The sequence below is a fragment of the Halomonas sp. B23F22_20 genome (assembly GCF_043496985.1).
GTDB lineage: Bacteria > Pseudomonadota > Gammaproteobacteria > Pseudomonadales > Halomonadaceae > Halomonas.
Genome location: NZ_JBIEKH010000002.1, coordinates 59,445 through 74,563 on the forward strand (window position 1 = coordinate 59,445; position 15,119 = coordinate 74,563).

At 66.0% G+C, this 15,119-nt stretch carries 14 protein-coding genes; 10 read left to right on the forward strand and 4 right to left on the reverse strand.

What is annotated here, in order from left to right:
- Positions 1 to 46 precede the first annotated feature (46 nt).
- Positions 47 to 472, reverse strand: coding sequence for a universal stress protein (locus ACGTN6_RS01570; RefSeq protein ID WP_394589469.1), 426 nt, complete (start codon positions 470 to 472; stop codon positions 47 to 49).
- Between the two features lie 453 nt (positions 473 to 925).
- Between ACGTN6_RS01570 and ACGTN6_RS01575 the strand changes: the two genes are divergently transcribed.
- From ACGTN6_RS01575 to ACGTN6_RS01615, 9 genes are all read left to right on the forward strand, one after another.
- Positions 926 to 2,275 (forward strand): flavin-containing monooxygenase, encoded by a 1,350-nt coding sequence (locus tag ACGTN6_RS01575; protein WP_394589470.1) that lies wholly within the window; start codon positions 926 to 928, stop codon positions 2,273 to 2,275.
- Positions 2,275 to 2,712, forward strand: a complete 438-nt coding sequence (locus tag ACGTN6_RS01580) for a RidA family protein (protein ID WP_394589471.1) — start codon at positions 2,275 to 2,277, stop codon at positions 2,710 to 2,712. Before ACGTN6_RS01575 ends, ACGTN6_RS01580 begins: the two co-directional genes overlap by 1 nt.
- Positions 2,709 to 3,383 (forward strand): DUF1028 domain-containing protein, encoded by a 675-nt coding sequence (locus ACGTN6_RS01585; RefSeq protein WP_394589472.1) that lies wholly within the window; start codon positions 2,709 to 2,711, stop codon positions 3,381 to 3,383. Before ACGTN6_RS01580 ends, ACGTN6_RS01585 begins: the two co-directional genes overlap by 4 nt.
- Positions 3,384 to 3,532: 149 nt before the next feature.
- Positions 3,533 to 4,744, forward strand: coding sequence for an acetylornithine deacetylase (gene argE, locus ACGTN6_RS01590; RefSeq protein ID WP_394589473.1), 1,212 nt, complete (start codon positions 3,533 to 3,535; stop codon positions 4,742 to 4,744).
- A gap of 177 nt (positions 4,745 to 4,921) precedes the next feature.
- Positions 4,922 to 5,872 carry a LysR family transcriptional regulator gene (locus tag ACGTN6_RS01595; protein WP_394589474.1) on the forward strand — a complete coding sequence of 317 codons (951 nt, stop codon included), beginning with the start codon at positions 4,922 to 4,924 and terminating at the stop codon, positions 5,870 to 5,872.
- A 210-nt stretch (positions 5,873 to 6,082) separates the two neighbouring features.
- Positions 6,083 to 7,570: an aldehyde dehydrogenase gene (locus ACGTN6_RS01600; protein WP_394589475.1), complete on the forward strand. Its 1,488-nt coding sequence runs from the start codon at positions 6,083 to 6,085 to the stop codon at positions 7,568 to 7,570.
- A 68-nt stretch (positions 7,571 to 7,638) separates the two neighbouring features.
- A complete protein-coding gene (locus ACGTN6_RS01605) occupies positions 7,639 to 9,057 on the forward strand; it encodes an APC family permease (protein ID WP_394589476.1) in 1,419 nt (472 codons plus the stop codon).
- Between the two features lie 74 nt (positions 9,058 to 9,131).
- On the forward strand, positions 9,132 to 10,541 hold the full coding sequence (locus tag ACGTN6_RS01610) for an aminotransferase (RefSeq protein ID WP_394589477.1): 1,410 nt from the start codon (positions 9,132 to 9,134) through the stop codon (positions 10,539 to 10,541).
- 86 nt (positions 10,542 to 10,627) lie between these two features.
- Complete coding sequence (locus ACGTN6_RS01615) at positions 10,628 to 11,134, forward strand: hypothetical protein (RefSeq protein WP_394589478.1); 507 nt, start codon at positions 10,628 to 10,630, stop codon at positions 11,132 to 11,134.
- 85 nt (positions 11,135 to 11,219) lie between these two features.
- Here ACGTN6_RS01615 and ACGTN6_RS01620 read toward each other — a convergent pair whose 3' ends face one another.
- Positions 11,220 to 12,146 carry a DMT family transporter gene (locus ACGTN6_RS01620; protein ID WP_394589479.1) on the reverse strand — a complete coding sequence of 309 codons (927 nt, stop codon included), beginning with the start codon at positions 12,144 to 12,146 and terminating at the stop codon, positions 11,220 to 11,222.
- A 94-nt stretch (positions 12,147 to 12,240) separates the two neighbouring features.
- Here ACGTN6_RS01620 and ACGTN6_RS01625 point away from each other — a divergent pair, with 94 nt between their 5' ends.
- A complete protein-coding gene (locus ACGTN6_RS01625) occupies positions 12,241 to 13,161 on the forward strand; it encodes a LysR substrate-binding domain-containing protein (RefSeq protein WP_394589480.1) in 921 nt (306 codons plus the stop codon).
- Between the two features lie 180 nt (positions 13,162 to 13,341).
- Here the strand turns inward: ACGTN6_RS01625 and ACGTN6_RS01630 are convergent, their stop codons facing one another.
- Together ACGTN6_RS01630 and ACGTN6_RS01635 are read right to left on the reverse strand one after the other, a co-directional pair.
- On the reverse strand, positions 13,342 to 14,202 hold the full coding sequence (locus tag ACGTN6_RS01630) for a glycine betaine ABC transporter substrate-binding protein (RefSeq protein ID WP_394589481.1): 861 nt from the start codon (positions 14,200 to 14,202) through the stop codon (positions 13,342 to 13,344).
- A gap of 82 nt (positions 14,203 to 14,284) precedes the next feature.
- Complete coding sequence (locus tag ACGTN6_RS01635) at positions 14,285 to 15,118, reverse strand: ABC transporter permease (protein WP_394589624.1); 834 nt, start codon at positions 15,116 to 15,118, stop codon at positions 14,285 to 14,287.
- Position 15,119: the final 1 nt, after the last annotated feature.

A 15,119-nucleotide genomic window follows, 5' to 3' on the forward strand; every position in this document is an offset into this window, starting at 1 on the left:
GGGATCTCTCCTTGTTGACGTCGATGAACGATGTGTGAGTGTGGCATCAGTCCTGTTGAGGTCGCACCAGGAACACCGATGCTTGGGTATGGGTGGCGACCTTGCCACCATGCGAGGGAATCACCACATCCAGGTGTTTGGGCGGGTGCGTGGGCATGATCACCAGGTCCGCGCCGACCTCGTCGATGGCATCGACGAGCACGTCGTCAAGGTCGGCGATGGGATCGGGGCTGGTGATGACTCGAGCGCTGACCGGCTGGCCGTGCACCTTGGCGCGTTCCCGGGCGAAGGCCTCGAGCTTCTGCTGGTATTCCTCAGGCGTGCGTGCCACGGAGCCCGGGGTGGTGGCGGTGACGGCCACGTAGCAGACCTCCGCACCATAGTGCCTGGCCTGGTCGGCGACCACCTGTAGCGATGGCTCGATCACGTCAAAGTGTGCCAGGTCCACTGGCACCAGAATCTTCTTGAACATGCCTGCGCTCCTTACGGGTTGCGTCAGCGGATCACACGATCAGTGTGGCCGCTGGACGACGATTCTGGGAGCCCGCCTTTCAACGGGCTCCAGCAGCTAGCGTCGCCTCACTCCACCCTTCCTGGGTCATGTCGCGCTTGGAGATGGCGATGGGGTCATCTCGGATAAGTGATTCTAATCGAACTTCTGTTTTCTGATAACAGTAAATTAGTAAATCAATCTGTCTTTCCGAGGCATCTTCGTTCGCGTCATCCGGGTGTCATCTGGCGTCCTCGACGCCGAACGCCGTCAAAACGTTGAGAGGCAATTCTCCCGGTGCGCGGCGTTAGTCAGCTTTGTATAGTTTTTTGTGATGCTGGTTAAATAATAAATATATTTTAACTAATCAAGAGCGGCTCATATGGTGATCGACACACAACAACACGTCGATACGAGACAGCAAGGAGACCGCTCATGACCGAGCTTGCGCTTGAGAACACGAACGTCGATACGCTGGTGGTTGGTGCCGGTCAAGCCGGCGTGGCCATGAGCGAGCACCTGGGCAATCTCGGGGTGCCCCACCTGGTGCTGGAGCGACATCGCATCGCCGAAGCTTGGCGCACGGCTCGCTGGGATTCCCTGGTGGCCAATGGCCCGGCCTGGCACGATCGCTTTCCGGGCATGACCTTCGAAGAGGTCGATGCCGAGATCGGCGCCGATGCCTTCGCCCCCAAGGAGCGTGTCGCAGCGTATTTCGAAGCCTATGCCAGGCGCTGCCAGGCTCCCATCCACACTGGGGTGGATGTGCACAAGGTAACGCGTAATGACGGTCGGCCGGGCTTCACCATCGAGACGTCTGCGGGCGTGATGCAGGCCAACCGCGTAGTGGCGGCCACCGGCCCCTTCCAGCGCCCGGTGATTCCGCCGATCGCGCCCGGCGACGAGGTGCCGCTCACGCAGATCCATTCGTCCGAGTACCGCCAACCCGGGCAATTGCCCGAGGGCGCCGTGTTGGTGGTCGGTGCCGGCTCCTCGGGCGTGCAGATCGCCGAGGAACTGCAGCGTGCGGGCAGGCCGGTCTACCTTTCGGTGGGGCCGCACGATCGTCCGCCCCGTGCCTATCGCGGCCGCGATTTCTGCTGGTGGCTGGGCGTGCTCGGCGAGTGGGATGCCGAGGCCATGAGGCCCGGCACCGAACACGTCACCATCGCCGTGAGCGGCGCGAACGGCGGGCACACGGTGGACTTCCGCGCCCTGGCCCATCGTGGCATGACGCTGGTGGGGCGGACGAGGGCGTTCGAGGATGGGGTGGCGACCTTCGAGCCTGACCTTGCCGATAACCTGTGCCGCGGCGATGCGAACTATCTGGCGCTGCTGGATGCCGCCGATGACTACATTGCTCGCAATGGCCTCGATCTGCCGGAGGAGCCCGAGGCCCGCCGCATCCTGCCGGATCCCGAGTGCGTGCCCCGCCCGCTGCGTGAGCTCGATCTGGCCGCCGCCGGGGTGACCTCGATCGTCTGGGCCACCGGGTTCTCGGTGGACTACGGCTGGCTGGACGTCGATGCCTTCGACGAGCACGGCAAGCCTCGACACCAGCGCGGCGTGTCCAGCGAGCCGGGCGTCTATTTCGTGGGGCTGCCGTGGCTGTCGCGCCGTGGCTCCAGCTTCATCTGGGGCGTCTGGCACGATGCCAAGCACGTTGCCGACCACATCGCCACCCAGCGCAAGTACCTGGCCTACCATGAGGCCGCTCAGCGCCAGGAAACGCACACGACATCCGAACCATCGGTCAACGATGCCAGCGCAGAGAGGGTCAACTGATGCCGACACATACCCGAATTCGCATGTTCAATACCCAGGAGACGTACCCCAACCAGGCGTTGGACAACGACCTCTGCCAGGCGGTCAGGGCGGGCAACACCGTCTATGTCCGCGGCCAGGTCGGTACCGACTTCGAGGGGCGGCTGATCGGCCTGGGCGATCCGCAGGCCCAGGCCGAGCAGGCGATGAAGAACGTCGCGCAGCTGCTCGAGGAAGCCGGCTCCGAGCTTGGCCACATCGTCAAGACCACCACCTACATCACCGATCCGCGTTTCCGCGAGCCGGTCTATCGCGAGGTGGGTCGCTGGCTCAAGGGCGTCTTCCCGATCTCCACCGGCCTGGTGGTAGCCGGCCTGGCCCAGCCGGAGTGGCTGATGGAGATCGACGTGATCGCGGTGATACCGGATACCTCAAGCGACGGGGAGGGCACCCCATGACCTTTTCCATCGCCGGTATGTGCCGCGAGACGGGTCAGTTCGGCACCGCCATCAGTTCCTCCAGCATCTGCGTGGCCAGCCGCTGCCCCTTCATCGCCCCCGGCAAGGGCGCGGTGCTGACCCAGAATGTGACCAATCCCGAGCTCGGCCAGTTGGGCGTGCGACTGCTCCAGGAAGGGCTCGATGCCGAGGACGTGCTGGCGCGGCTCGTCGATAACGAAGCGTATCCTGAGTGGCGCCAGCTTCAGGTGCTCGACGCCGACGGGCGCAGCGCGGTGCACAGCGGCGCCCAGACCCTGGGCATTCACGCCACCCGGCAGGGCCGAGACTGCGTGGCCGGCGGCAACATGCTCGCCGATCCGGGCGTGATCGATGCCATGGTCGCGGCCTATGAGTGCTGTGAAGGCGAGCTGGCCGAGCGCCTGCTGGCCGCTTTGGACGCCGGTTTGGCTGCCGGGGGCGAGATGGGGCCGGTCCATTCGGCGGGGCTCAAGGTCACCGACCGGGCCAGCTGGCCGGTGGTTGACCTGCGGGTCGACTGGCATGTGGCCCCGCTGACCGAGCTGCGCATGGTCTGGGAGACCTATCTGCCTCAGCGCGACGCCTATGTGCTGCGGGCGGTGTGTCCCGACGACTCGCCGTCCTACGGGGTGCCGGGCGACGAGCGTTGATATCGTTCTAGCCAGGCCGGCCCACGCTGGACAAGGTGAGTGGCGCCGGGGACAGGTTGAAAAGGAGGTAAACCTGTCGACGGATCTGCTCCTAGCCGCTGCGATCGTCATCGCTGCCTTGTTTTCTTCCCTGACCATCCGGGGTCTCCATGTCACAAGATACCGTCGTCGACCTGCTCGCCGAGCTGATCGCTTTCGATACCACCAGCCATCGCTCCAATCTGCCGCTGATCGCCTTCATCGAGGAGTACCTGGTCCGCTATGGCGTGGCCTCGCGTCGGGTGACCGACGCGACCGGCGATAAGGCCAACCTCTATGCCACCATCGGCCCGGTGGATCGTCCCGGCGTGATGCTCTCCGGACACACCGATACCGTGCCGGTCACCGGCCAGGCCTGGCGCGTCGACCCCTTTCGGCTGACCGCCGAGGGCGAGCGCCTGTACGGGCGCGGCACGGCCGACATGAAGGGCTTCATCGCGGCGGTGCTGGCCGCCGTGCCGGCGCTTGTCGAGGCCGAGCTCGCGGTGCCCGTGCACCTGGCCTTCTCCCATGACGAGGAGGTGGGCTGCCTGGGCGTGCGTACCCTGCTCGTCGATCTCGCCTGTCAACCGGTACGTCCTGCGGCCTGCCTGGTTGGCGAGCCGACCTCCATGAAGCCGGCCACGGCGCACAAGGGCAAGCTCGCGGTGCGCCTGCACGTGCGCGGCAAGGCCTGCCATTCGGGCATGGCGCCCGAGGGCGTCAATGCCATTCACGCCGCCGCCCGGCTGGCCACCTGGGTCGAGCGGACGGCCGCTGACAAGGCCACCCGTGGGCCCTTCGACGCACGCTTCGCGATTCCCTGCACCACCCTGCAGGTGGGCACCATTCAGGGTGGGGCGGCGCTCAACATCGTGCCCCAGGACTGCCGGCTGGACATCGAGATACGCAACGTCGCCGAAGACGATCCGGAGGCGCTGCTCGACGAGCTGATGGCCGTTGCCGCCGCCCTGGAAGCCGAGATGCGCGAGATCTCGCCCGAGGCGGGCATTCGGCTCGAGCGCCTCAGCGACTATCCCGGGCTGTCGATGGACGACGACCATGCACTGGTGGCTTTCATCCTGTCGCTGCTCGATGAGCGGGAGCTCGAGCGCATCGGCTACGGCACCGAAGGCGGGCTGTTCCAGCGCGAGTTGGGTATTCCCACCCTGGTCTGTGGCCCCGGCAGCATGGCCCAGGGCCACCAGCCCGACGAGTTCGTGACCCGCGATCAGCTAGCCCGCTGCGAGGCGTTCCTGGTCCGCTTGATCGATGCCCTCTCGGGCCCCGAGGCGCGGCGTCGCCTGGCTGCAGGTGAACTGCTGGAGGATGCCACGGCATGATCGAGCCGCCCCGGCGGCTCGCCAAGGCTGCGATGCTTCCGAGGCAGGGCGCCGATCGAGAGGCGGCAGGGATGGCCCTCCGTCGAGACGCCCGGCACGGGCGCCTGATATGCTGAACGCAACAGCCCTGCGCCCGTCGCGGGGCGACCTTGTTCGTCCAGCGGCGGTAGCGAATCTATGCGTCAATTCACCCTCAAGCAGCTGCGCTATTTCGTTGTCGCCGGCGAGCTCTCCAGCGTCACCCAGGCGGCTCGAAAGCTGCACGTTTCACAGCCATCGATTTCCGCGGCCATCCAGCAGGTCGAGGAAATTGCCGGGCTGCAGCTGTTCGTGCGCCACCATGCCCAGGGGCTGTCGCTGACGCCGTCGGGCAAGCAGCTGCTGACCCGGGCACGTCAACTGCTGCGCGATGCCGAAGGATTGGAAAAGTACGCGCTTTCGCTGGGCGAGGAGATTGGCGGCGAGCTGCGCCTGGTGGCCTTTCCTACCTTCGCTCCGGTGTTCCTGCCGCAGCTGCTGCGGCGCTTCGCCGACCGCCACCCTTCGGTGAGCCTCTACTGCGACGAGATGAACCAGGTGGATATCGTCCGTGGCCTCGGCCAGGGGGACTACGAGCTGGCCTTCACCTACGATCTCGAGGTGCCCGAGGAGATCGACTTCACGCCGCTGTATCGTTTTCCTCCCTATGCCGTGGTGGCGGCCGACCATCCGCTGGGGCAGCGCGACAGCGTCACCCTGGAGGAGCTGGTGGCCCATCCCATGGTGCTGCTGGACTGGCCGCTGAGCCGTGAGTATTTCCTGTCGATCTTCGCCCACCATGGCCTGTCGCCGGCGGTAGCCCACCGTGCCAAGTCGATGGACATGATGCGTGGCCTGGTGGCCAACGGCTTCGGCTTCTCGCTGTTCAATACCCCACTGACCGCCCTCGAATCCCTCGATGGCGGTAGCCTCAAGCCATTGCGGCTGATCGGCGACGCCCGCCCGCTGTCGATGGGCATCGCCTGCCTGCGCGGGTTGCGCCTGAGCCCCGCCGCCGAGGCCATGCATCGCCTGGCGCAGGATCCCGAGGCCCGCGGCGAGGTGTTCGCGCGGCTCGGTGCCGGCCTGGCCGAGGTGGCCATACCCTGAGCGGCGTCGCCCGACCCGCAAGGACGAACCGCACGAAAGGATGGCTCTCCTCCCTTAGGGGGGAGGGCAAGCGACGGTCCTTTGCATAGAAAATTATGATGCTGTTCCTCGAATAAAAATATTTTAGTTAATCAAGAGCCCGGGGCTATCGTGATTCCACGGTCGTAACCGGCGCCCAACAACAACGCACTGACTACGGAGACCTACCCGATGGCGGCACATGATCTGTCCTACTGGCATGACCTGCGCACCCGGCTGACCCTGCCGGACGGGGCCTTTATCGACGGCCGGCGCGTCCTGGCCGGCGATGGCGAGACCCTGACCACCTGGAATCCGGCCACCGGCGAGGCCCTGGGCGAGGTGGCGGCCTGCGGCGTCGACGACGTGGAGCGCGCCGTGATCGCGGCTCGGCGCAGCTTCGAGGCCGGCGACTGGTCGCGGGCCGCCCCGGCCCACCGCAAGGCGGTGTTGCAACGCCTGGCGGTGCTGATGATGGAGCACCAGGAAGAGCTCGCCCTGCTCGAGACCCTGGACACCGGCAAGCCGATCCGCGATGCCTTCGAACTCGACATTCCCGGCGCTGCCGGCTGCTTCGGCTGGTACGCCGAGGCTACCGACAAGCTCTACGGCGAGGTGGCCCCCACCGACGGCGACAACCTGGCCACGATCACCCGCGAGCCCGTCGGCGTGGTGGCCGCGGTCATCCCCTGGAACTTCCCCCTCGACATCACCGCCTGGAAGCTGGCCCCGGCGCTCGCCGCCGGCAACAGCGTGATTCTCAAGCCCGCCGAGCAGTCCCCACTCACCGCGCTGCGCCTGGCCCAACTGGCCAAGGAGGCGGGGATTCCCGACGGCGTCTTCAACGTGCTGCCGGGCCACGGCCACGTCACCGGCCAGGCCCTGGGCCTGCACCCGGACGTGGACTGCCTGGCCTTCACCGGTTCCACGACGACCGGCAAGCGCTTCCTGGAGTATGCCGCCCGCTCGAACATGAAGCAGGTGTGGCTGGAGTGCGGCGGCAAGAGCCCCAACCTGGTGTTCGCTGACAGCGACCTGGAGGCCGCGGCGAAGACCGCGGTGCAGGGCATCTACTTCAACCAGGGCGAGGTGTGCTCGGCGAACTCGCGGATCCTGATCCAGCGCGAGGCCAAGGAAGCCTTCGTCGAACGCTTCGTGGCGGCCGCCTCCGCGCTGGTGGTCGGCGACCCGCTGGACCCGGCCACCGATGTCGGCTCGCTGATCGACGCCGGTCACGCCGGCAAGGTGCGCGGCTACATCTCGCTGGGCCTGGAGGAGGGCGCCCGCCTGGCGCTGGGCACGCCGCCCAGCGGCGAGGAGCGGGGCGCCTTCGTGTCGCCGACGCTGTTCGAGGGCGTGACCCCACGGATGACCATCGCCCGGGAAGAGATCTTCGGCCCGGTGGCGGTGCTGATCGAGTTCGCCGACGAGGACGAGGCGGTGGCCATCGCCAACGACTCCATCTATGGCCTGGCGGCCTCGGTGTGGACCGAGAACCTGTCGCGGGCGCACCGCGTCTCGCGTCGCCTGAGGGCGGGCACCGTTTCGGTGAACACCGTGGATGCCATCGACTTCACCACGCCCTTCGGCGGCTACAAGCAATCCGGCTTCGGTCGAGACCTGTCGCTGCATGCCCTGGACAAGTTCACCCAGCTCAAGACCACCTGGGTGCGCCTGTGAGCCGCCCCTGACTTCGCCCGCCGGTGCTTCGCCGGCGGATCGCTAACCCCACAACAACAAGAGGGTGGATGACCATGCAAGATGCCATGTCCAAATCGGCGGCGGCCCCGGCCGCTACCGGCAAGAAGGCGCGCGGCGTCCTGGGGCTCAAGTCGCTGATGGCCGTCGCGGTCGGCCTGGTGGTGTCCCAGGGCGTCATGGTGCTGATGCTCCAGGGCGTCGGGATCGCCGGACCCGCCTTCATCGTGCCGCTGGCGATCGCCTGGGTGCTGGCGCTGTGCTATGCGGCGTCTTTCTCGGAGCTGTCGCTGATGATTCCCCGCGCCGGCAGCCTGAGTGCCTATACCGAGGTGGCCCTCGGCCACTTTCCGGCGATCCTATCGGTGTTCTCCGGCTATGTGGTGGTGGCGATGTTCGCGCTCTCCGCCGAACTGTTGCTGGTCAACTTCCTGCTCGGCGTGCTCTACCCGGCGGTGGAGGGCACCCACTACGTGGCCTTCGGCATCCTCGGCGCGTTCACGGCGCTCAACTTGCTGGGCATCGATGTCTTCGCCAAGCTGCAGAACCTGCTGGCCTTCGCCATGGTGGTGGCCCTGACCCTGCTCGGCGTCAGCGCCCTGACCGGCGGCTTCGCTCCCCATGCCTTCCAGGCCAGCGCGCTGGCCGCCGACTTCAACCTGGGCGAGGGCGCCTTCACCCTGATTGCCCTGGCCATCTGGGGCTATGTGGGCGCCGAGTTTGTCTGCCCGCTGGTCGACGACGCGCGCCGCCCGGAGCGCTATATCCCGCGTTCCATGTACCTGGGCCTGACGGTGATCTTCGCCGTCTTCGCCCTCTACTGCCTGGGCGCGCTGTTTTATCTGCCACGGGACGTGCTGATGAGCGCTGAGCTGCCGCACCTGGAGTATGCCACCGCGGCCTTCGGCGGGTCCGGCACCTTCCTGCTGGCCGTGGCCGCGATCACCGCCACCTGCAGCACCGTCAATACCTCGCTGGCCGCCGTGCCGCGCATGCTGCAGGGTATGGCCGAGCAGGGCCAGGCCTTCCCGGTGCTGGGCTGGAAGACCGGCACCACCCGTGCGCCCTGGGTCGCGGTGCTGTTCACCGCCGGCGTTACCGGCCTGCCGCTGCTGATCTGGGGCAACGATCCGGGCACCGTGGGCCTGCTGCTGATCTCGGCGGCCATCGCCTGGCTGATTGCTTACATCATCGCCCACGTCAACGTCATTGCCCTGCGCGTCCGCTATCCCGAGGCCAAGCGGCCCTATCGCTCGCCCCTCTACCCGCTGCCGCAGCTGTTCGGCATCGCCGGCATGGTCTACGCCATCGTCTATGCCTCGCCGGCCCCGGAACTGACCGCGGAGATCTTCACCAATGCCGGCGTGGTGCTGGGCCTTGTCAGCGTGGTGGCCGTGGCATGGATCAAGCTGGTGATGAAGAAGCCGCTGTTCCGGCCGGAGCCCCTGAACGAGATCGCCAAGCGCTGAGTCGACGCACCAACCGGACCCAACGCGAGGCGGCCCCGCCGGGCGCCGCCTCCCGACCCCGAAGGAGAATCACAATGACCAGTCAGAACACCTCCGCCAACCTCGAAAAACAGGAAATCTGGCAGAAGGATCGTGACCACTTCATGCATCCCTGGACCGACTTCTCTTCCTTCAAGGAGACCGGTTCCATGGTCTTTCAACAGGCCGACGGCGTCTCGATCCAGGACGCCGACGGCAAGCGCTACCTTGATGGCATCGGCGGGCTGTGGTGCGTCAACATCGGCTATGGCCGTGACGAGATCGCCGAGGCGGTGGCGGCACAGATCCGCGACATTCCCTACTTCTCCACCTTTGGCCATCACACCACCGCACCGGCCGCTCGCCTGGCCGCCAAGCTGGCCGAGCTGGCGCCGGGCGACCTCAATCACGTCTTCTACGGCTGTGGCGGCTCGGTGGCCAACGACACCGCCGTGAGGATGATCCACTTCTACTTCAACCAGCTCGACAGGCCCCGCAAGAAGCAGATCATCTCACGCATCGACGGCTACCACGGCAGCACCTATATGGCGATGTCGATCACCGGGGTCGAGTTCGACCACATCGGCTTCGACATCGATCGCCAGCTGGTGCATCACATCTCCTGTCCCAATCCCTATCGCCGGCCCGAGGGCCAGAGCCTGGAGGACTTCTGCGATGCCAAGGTCCAGGAGTTGGAGGACAAGATTCTCGAGCTGGGGCCGGACAACGTGGCGGCCTTCTTCGCCGAGCCCATCATGGGCGCCGGCGGCGTGATCGTGCCGCCCGAGGGCTATCACCGCAAGACCCTGGCGGTGTGCCGCAAGTACGACGTCCTCTACGTCTCCGACGAGGTGGTCACCGCCTTCGGTCGCCTGGGGCACATGTTCGCCTCCGAGGACGAGTTCGGCATCGTCCCGGACATCATCACCTGTGCCAAGGGGCTGACCTCCGGCTACCTGCCGCTGGGGGCGACGATCTTCTCCGATCGCATCTACGAAGTGATCAGCAAGCCACAGGCCGACGGCGCCATCTTCACCCACGGCTTCACCTATTCCGGTCATCCGGTCAGCTGCGCCGCGGGCCTCAAGAACATCGAGATCATGGAGCGCGAGGGCCTGTGCGAGCACGTCGAGGACGTGGGCGACTACTTTGAGCGCCGCCTCCACGAGCTCGAAGAACTCGAGATCGTGGGCGACGTGCGAGGCCGCAAGTTCATGATGTGCCTGGAGAACGTGGCCGACAAGGCGACCAGGGAACTGATTGCGCCCGAGGCCAAGGTGGGTAATCGCATTGCCGACGAGTGTCAGCGGCGCGGGCTGATCGTGCGTCCCCTGGCGCACATGAACATCCTCTCCCCGACGCTGATCCTGACCCGCGAGCACGTCGACTTCGTGGTCGCCACCCTGCGCGAGAGCATCGAGGCCGCGACCGCATCGCTCAAGGCCGACGGCTACCTGCCGGATTGATCCCCTCGCCCCGGTCTCGCGCGAGACCGGGGCACTCAAGACCCAACACGCTTTTCCGCCGCGCTCCGGCATCGCCGGATCTTGCCATGCTCACCTTCCTGGAGCATGGCGTCGGCCCGCTGATGTCCAGCGTGATGACCCTGTTCATCCTGTTCGCCATGAAGTCTACGGCCAACTCGCTGATGCACACCGTGTCCACGGCGCTGTCCTATGACCTGCGGTCGGCACTGGGCAAGCGGGAAGGCTTCACCGCGACCATGACCTTCAATCGGCTGATGGTGCTGATCGTCGGCGTCAGTGCCTTCATCGGCATGGCCTATCTGCCGCCGGTGATGATCCTGTGGCTGGGGATCCTCGGTAACGGCACCCTGATGGCCTCGCTGTTCGGCGTGACGCTGTGCTCAACCTTCTGGCAGGGCAGTGCCGCCGGCGCTTTTGCGTCCATCGCGGCGGGGTTCGTCGTCAGCGCCTGGCTGCTGCTGGGGAGCGATCTCGGCTGGGTGCAGGGCCCGCTCTACGGCTGCCTGGCCTCGGCAGCCTGCTATGTGGGCGTGAGCTTGATGACCCGTCGCGTGGCGGCCTATGCCACCTGAATGTCGAGCCTTGCTCAACGGCGGGGCTCGACCATGCCTCGGGGGATTGGGCGCCGATGTTCTGCCGCAGCGGGATGCATTCGCTTTATCGTGATGGCCGGCGCCTCAGCACCAGCAGGCCCGATGCGAGGATCAGGCTCATGCCCAGCCAGGTCATTCCGTCGGGGACCTCATGGAACAGCAGGTAGCCCCAGAGGCTGGCAAACAGCAGGTAGGCGTAGTCGAAGGTACCGATCAGCGCGGAGGGGGCGACCTGGTAGGCCTTCGCGACGCTGGTGTTCACGGCCACCATCAACAGGGCGTAGGCGACGATGATGATGAGTTCATCGCGCCCGATGGGCTGCCAGGAGGCAAACAGGAAGGGCGACTGCTCGGCGAGGGATGAGGTGTCGGTGAAGGCGAGCAGGATGCTGACGCCGCCACCGGCCATCAGGAAGGCAAGGTTCAGGCCCAGTGCCAGCGTCAGCGGATGTTCCTTCTGGCAGTAGCGTCTTGTCGCCACCATCGCCAGGGCATACAGCACTGCCGCCATGACCGGCAGTAGTGTCGCGGGTGTGAAGGCGTCGCCGGTGGGACGGAGCACTACCACGACCCCGACAAAGCCGCACAGGATGCCGCCCCATATGATGGGGGGGAGGGGCTCTCGGGCGCCCATGGAGGCCAGGATGGCGATGAACAGCGGCGTCGTGTAAATGGCGACGGCCGCCACGGACAGCGGTATCAAGGGCAGGGCCATATAGTAGGCCATCCACATCAGCAACAGCAGCAGGCTCCTGATGCCGACCCAGCGCCATGATGTGAGAGATAGCGGGCGTGTCTTTCGCTGGGCAATGATCAGCCCGGCCAGGGTGGGCAAGGATACCGACGAGGCAAGGACATAGAGTTGCCACAGGGTGATGCCTGCGCTTAGATACTTGACCAGAGCGTCGGCCAGGGCGAGAAGGAAGACGGCTCCCACGATCAAGGTCACGCCTCGGGAAGTGTCGTCTTCATGCGTATCATCTGCCGTCATCACGGGCTTTCCTGCTGGTATTCGACAAGGAGAGTGCCGATTTCCCGGTCAGGCCCTCAAACGATTTCTCGGCCCTTACACATAAGGGAGCGTTATGGATTCGCCCACCAGGCCCTTGCCCCCGCTCGCGACGCTACGACCTTTTGAGGCCGCCGCGAGACTCGAGAGCTTCACGCGTGCCGCGGCCGAGCTACACCTGACGCAGGCAGCGATAAGCCGTCAGATACGCCTGCTGGAAGAGGATCTGGGGGTGACGCTCTTCGAGCGACGCCACCGCCGTGTCTTCCTGACCCGCGAAGGCCGCGAGTTCGGCCGAACGGTATCGCAGGCCCTGGACAGCATCGCTACCGATGCACGCGTTCTGAGAGGCGATATCCGCGATACGCAGGTGGTGTTGTTCTGCCAGCTGTGCGAAGCCTTCTATTGGCTCATGCCGCGTCTGGATGATTTCAACCGGCGCCACCCCGAGCTGGATATCAAGCTGGCGACATCGACGCGTCCCATCACGGAATTCGGCGAGCCCTTCGATGTCGCCCTGCAGACCAGTGGGCGCCCCAGTGGCACTCATCAACTGGCATTGACGGCCGCGGACGAGATCTTTCCCGTCTGTAGTCCCGCCTATCTGGAAGGGCCGGCGGGGTCATTGCGTCTCGATGACCTGCCTGGCCATCGGCTGTTGCACTATCGGGTCGAGCCGGCGGACTGGCTGGAATGGCCGGATTGGTTGCGGGCCATGGGGCGTGGCGATCTCGTGCTCGGTGAAGGCGTGGACTTCGACAGCTATCCACTGCTGCTGCAGGCGGCGGTCGCCGGACAGGGGATCGCCCTCGGCTGGCGGCGTACCACGCAGCGCCTCATCGACAGTGGCGAACTGGTTCGGCCGGTCGTGGACAGTCTGCCGCAGCGTGATGCCATCGCCATTTTTACCCGTCGGGGAGCGTCGCGGCGAGCCGCCACTCGGGCGCTGCTGGCGTGGCTGGACGAACGGCTGGAAGACGACGTGCCACCGTCGTGATGCCGTCGTCCTTGGCGTGTGTTGCATTGCTCGGCGGCCTGCCAGATGAGGGATCCTGGCAACGCGCCGCATGGCTGCCTATGTCACTTGACCGTGCCTCGGGCGGAGCGGCAAACGAAAGGGGGAGATGCCTGGTGGCATCTCCCCCTCTTGCTGCAGCCGAATGGTCGGCGGGAAGCCTCAGGCCTCCGGCAGCCACTCCTGGACCAGGTCCTGGTTGTCCTCGACCCACTGCTTGGCGTTCTCGTAGGGGTCGGCACCTTCTTCCTGGTTCATGAGCATGACTTCGCCCATGTCCTCGGCGGTCCACGCGAAGGCGTCGAGAATGGCGTAGGCTCCCGGCAGGTCTTCCTCGAGGCCCTGGCGCACGATGGTGTGGATCTGCTCGGCGCCGCCGTAGACGTTTTGGGGGTCCTCGAGGTACTTGAGGTCCCAACGGGCGAACATCCAGTGCGGCGTCCAGCCGGTCACCGCGATGTCTTCCTCGTTGTCGATGGCGCTCTTGAGGGCCGCGGTCATGGTGGCGCCGCTGCCGCTCTGCAGATCGAGGTCGAGATCGTACTCGTCGACGACCTTCTCGGTCAGGCGCATGATGCCGGCGCCCGGGTCGATGCCGGTGAGCTTGCCGTCGAAGTCTTCGGCATGTTCGTTCAGGTCGGCGATGGAGTTCGCCTCGCTGTAGGCCGGAACCACCAGGCCGAGTTTGGTGCCGTCCAGGTTGACGCCGGTGTCGACCAGCTGGTCCTTGAGCCGCGCGTAGTAGTCCTCGTGGGTGGTCGGCAGCCACCCGGCCAGGAAGGCATCGGTGTCACCGGTCGCCACGGACTGCCACATGGCGGCCGCGGACAGCGAGGAGACCTCGACCTCGTAGCCGGCTTGTTCCAGCACGGCGCGCATCACGTTGGTGGAGGCCACGGTGGACGACCACTCGACGTACGCCAGGTGGACGGTTCCCTCGTCCTGAGCCTGGGCGGTCGCCGCGGAGAGGCTGGCGCCGGCGATCATGGCCAGGCCGGTGAGACGCATCGGTTGCTTGATCATTGGACGTGCCTTTATTAGATGTGCGGTCTGAGGATGCAGGGACGAACCGCCGGATGCAACCGGCGGCTCGCTCACGCGGGTGTCAGGCCTTGCCTTTCTTGCGCAGCGACTGGGTCAGGCGGTCGAGCAGCATGGCCAGGATCACCACGGCGATACCGGCCTCGAAGCCGTCGCCCGGGCGCAGACGCTGGATGGCGCGCCATACCTCGCTGCCCAACCCGTCGGCGCCGATCATGGCGGCGATCACCACCATCGACAGCGCCAGCATGATGGTCTGGTTGATGCCGGCCATCACGGTGGGCAGCGACAGCGGCAGCTGGACCTTGAACAGCTTCTGGCCGCGGGTGGCACCGTAGGCGTCGGCGGCCTCGACCAGTTCGGTGGGCACCTGGCGAATGCCCAGGGTGGTGAAGCGGATCGCCGGCGGCATGGAGAAGATCACGGTGGCGAAGATCGCCGACACCGAGCCGATGCCGAAGAACGGAATGGCCGGGATCAGGTAGACGAAGGCCGGCATGGTCTGCATGAAGTCCAGCACCGGCATGATCGTCTTGTAGAGCCGCTCGGAGAGGGCGGCAGCGATCCCCACTGGCAGGGCGATGACCACGGCCACCAGGGTGGCGATCACCACCAGGGTCAGGGTCTCGATCATCGGGTCCCAGAGGCCCAGGTTCCAGATCAGCGCCAGACCGGCGACGGCACCGATGGCCAGGCGTACGTTGGCCAGCCACCAGCACAGGCCGGCGATCATCACCAGCAGCGACCAGTCGGGCAGCCACATCAGGGCATCGTTGAGGCCATCGATGCCGGTCTGGGTGATGCGCGAGATGCCACGGGTCACGGCGGAGTATTCGGTGGTCAGCCAGTTCAGGCCGCCTTCGATCCAGTCGCCCAGCGGGATGCGCGGAAATTCGATA

Coding starts and splice junctions, on each gene's coding strand:
- ACGTN6_RS01570 (WP_394589469.1), bottom strand. CDS start 472: ATGTTCAAGAAGATTCTGGTGCCAGTGGACCTGGCACACTTTGACGTG.
- ACGTN6_RS01575 (WP_394589470.1), top strand. CDS start 926: ATGACCGAGCTTGCGCTTGAGAACACGAACGTCGATACGCTGGTGGTT.
- ACGTN6_RS01580 (WP_394589471.1), top strand. CDS start 2,275: ATGCCGACACATACCCGAATTCGCATGTTCAATACCCAGGAGACGTAC.
- ACGTN6_RS01585 (WP_394589472.1), top strand. CDS start 2,709: ATGACCTTTTCCATCGCCGGTATGTGCCGCGAGACGGGTCAGTTCGGC.
- argE (WP_394589473.1), top strand. CDS start 3,533: ATGTCACAAGATACCGTCGTCGACCTGCTCGCCGAGCTGATCGCTTTC.
- ACGTN6_RS01595 (WP_394589474.1), top strand. CDS start 4,922: ATGCGTCAATTCACCCTCAAGCAGCTGCGCTATTTCGTTGTCGCCGGC.
- ACGTN6_RS01600 (WP_394589475.1), top strand. CDS start 6,083: ATGGCGGCACATGATCTGTCCTACTGGCATGACCTGCGCACCCGGCTG.
- ACGTN6_RS01605 (WP_394589476.1), top strand. CDS start 7,639: ATGACCATGCAAGATGCCATGTCCAAATCGGCGGCGGCCCCGGCCGCT.
- ACGTN6_RS01610 (WP_394589477.1), top strand. CDS start 9,132: ATGACCAGTCAGAACACCTCCGCCAACCTCGAAAAACAGGAAATCTGG.
- ACGTN6_RS01615 (WP_394589478.1), top strand. CDS start 10,628: ATGCTCACCTTCCTGGAGCATGGCGTCGGCCCGCTGATGTCCAGCGTG.
- ACGTN6_RS01620 (WP_394589479.1), bottom strand. CDS start 12,146: ATGACGGCAGATGATACGCATGAAGACGACACTTCCCGAGGCGTGACC.
- ACGTN6_RS01625 (WP_394589480.1), top strand. CDS start 12,241: ATGGATTCGCCCACCAGGCCCTTGCCCCCGCTCGCGACGCTACGACCT.
- ACGTN6_RS01630 (WP_394589481.1), bottom strand. CDS start 14,202: ATGATCAAGCAACCGATGCGTCTCACCGGCCTGGCCATGATCGCCGGC.